The organism is Blautia sp. HCP3S3_D9, assembly GCF_052063845.1.
GTDB lineage: Bacteria > Bacillota > Clostridia > Lachnospirales > Lachnospiraceae > Blautia_A.
In genome coordinates, this window is sequence record NZ_JBQHWS010000235.1 from 1 (window position 1) to 2,537 (window position 2,537).

The 2,537-nt window shown below is 35.1% G+C and carries 2 protein-coding genes; one reads left to right on the forward strand and one right to left on the reverse strand.

The window, feature by feature from the left end:
* Positions 1–715: 715 nt before the first annotated feature.
* Positions 716–2,287 carry an AAA family ATPase gene (locus ACTNES_RS20430; protein ID WP_026650332.1) on the forward strand — a complete coding sequence of 524 codons (1,572 nt, stop codon included), beginning with the start codon at positions 716–718 and terminating at the stop codon, positions 2,285–2,287.
* Between the two features lie 131 nt (positions 2,288–2,418).
* Here ACTNES_RS20430 and ACTNES_RS20435 read toward each other — a convergent pair whose 3' ends face one another.
* Positions 2,419–2,526, reverse strand: a complete 108-nt coding sequence (locus ACTNES_RS20435) for a zinc ribbon domain-containing protein (RefSeq protein WP_441040529.1) — start codon at positions 2,524–2,526, stop codon at positions 2,419–2,421.
* Positions 2,527–2,537 lie beyond the last annotated feature (11 nt).

A 2,537-nucleotide genomic window follows, 5' to 3' on the forward strand; every position in this document is an offset into this window, starting at 1 on the left:
ATCCGCACATTTGCAAGAGAAATGTGCGGAAAACGTTGATTTTATAAGGAAAATCCCAGTTTGGTAATATAAGAAATCAGATTGAGTATGACAATTCCTGGGAAGTTAGCATTTTCTGTTCTATTTTAGCATTAAGTTAGGAACAAATCAATATAACACATTATTTAAGAAAGGATTTTTGCAACTTTTTACATTTATCCTTTGCAAGAATCAACATATAGTATATGTATTCTAAAGATTTTTATGTAAAGGAAGTACGAATGCTTGCATTATTTTCTGGAATTGCTATAGTTTCTGATCAGGTAGAAATTGATATGTGACAATCTCAGAGGTTGATCAGTGTGATTTTCGAGCATCAGTTCTTTATTTGGAATAAAAACTTTTCCATTGATAAGTGTAAGCAGGCCGTGTACAACCATGGCAGAATAAATCTGGTTTCGACTTTTCAGCTACATGACAGAAGCCGCGAACTCATCTATTTTCGCATTTATGCCTTCACCGTAAACCATTAATGCCAGATTATTTTTTATCTGGTCAATATCATTGCGGATATAATAAAAAATTTCATCGTAAGGTCCGGAACTGATCCAGTAATTGGGATTATAGAAACTCCGCTGTCGAAATCTTTATACTGACAATAGCGGCTAAACAATGTTATAATTTCTATAAACAGAAAATAGTAAAAATTAGTTTGGAAGAAAGGTGGTTTTTGTTTATGGGATTATATTTAAATCCAGGCAATGAGGGATTTTTTGAGTCGGTTTCTTCAAAAATTTATGTAGATAAAACAGAACTCATTCAATATACAAACCAGGTATTTCGAACTAAGCAGAAGTTCCTTTGTGTAAGTCGTCCAAGACGTTTTGGAAAATCTATGGCTGCTGAAATGCTGGCAGCATATTATCAGAGAAATTGTGATTCACAAAAATTATTTGCCAACATGAACATAGCCAAAGATCCTTCATTTCCAGTTCATTTAAACAAATATAATACAATTTTTTTGAATATGCAGGATTTTTTCAGTCGTACGCATAATATTGACAAAATGTGCGAACTTTTTAGCAAATATGTGCTCCGTGATCTTCTGAGAGAATATCCTGATCTTGATTATCTGGATCAGACAGATTTGATTGATGTGCTACAGGAAATTTATAGAGAATACAAAATACCATTTGTTTTTATTATTGATGAATGGGACTGTATTTTCAGAGAAAATAAAAATGATATGGAAGCCCAGAAAAAATATCTGGATTTTCTCAGAAACCTGTTGAAAGATAGAAACTATGTAGGACTTACTTATATGACAGGAATTCTTCCTATCAAAAAATATGGTTCACATTCTGCATTAAATATGTTTGACGAATTTTCTATGACCAATCCAGGAGCACTTGCTGAGTATGTTGGCTTTACGGAAAATGAAGTGAAAGAGTTATGTGGACAATTTGACATGAGCTTTGAGGATACAAAGCGCTGGTATGACGGTTATTATTTTGAAAAAATCGGGCATGTTTATAATCCACGTTCTGTTGTAAGCGCCATGCTGAGTCATTCCTTTGATAATTACTGGAATAAAACAGAAACATTTGAGGCTCTTCGGGATTATATTGTTATGAATTATAAAGGACTGAAAGAAAGTATTATCGAATTACTTGCAGGAAAAAGACTGGAAATAGATATCAGCTCGTTTAATAATGATATGACTACTTTTTCAAGCGCTGATGATGTATTAACGCTGTTTATCCATCTGGGATATCTCGGATATGATTTTTCCAGAAAGGAAGCATTTATTCCAAACAGTGAGATCACAACAGAATTTATTACTTCCATACGGGATGCCGGATGGCAGGAAGTAGTTACAGCAATAAGAAATTCTGAAGAATTACTTCGGGCAACATGGAAACTAGATAATACAGTAGTTGCTGAGAAAATACAGGAAGCACATTTTGAAACTTCTATTTTAAAGTATAATGATGAGAATGCGTTGGCTTGTGTAATTTCGCTTGCGTATTACAGCGCCCGAGCTTATTATACAGAAATAAGGGAACTGCCGTCTGGAAAGGGTTTTGCAGACATTGTATACCTTCCACGAAAAGAGCATCTGGATAAGCCAGCTATGATCATTGAATTGAAATGGGACAAAAGTGCCGACAGTGCCATTCAACAGATAAAAGAACGCAATTATCCGCAGACATTGAAGGCTTACTGTGGAAATTTGTTAATGGTTGGAATTAATTATGACACGAAAACGAAAGAGCATGAGTGTATTATTGAAAAATTGGATATGTAAATTGTAAAAAAGACTTCGGTTGAGAGAGCGCCGAAGTCTTTGAAGCAAGTGAATTACTCGGTAACTGAGTTACCAGAGCATCTGAATTAAGGCGGGATACCGCCTTTTTTCAGGGTGCATCCATGGCACCACTACTGTTTTTTCCCCACTTCCGGTGACAGTGGGCTGCACTGGCTGGTATAACTTTCTTCCTGTTTTATGAAACGGATCCCATATCTTTTCAGCTTATATTCCAGCATGATATAGATCC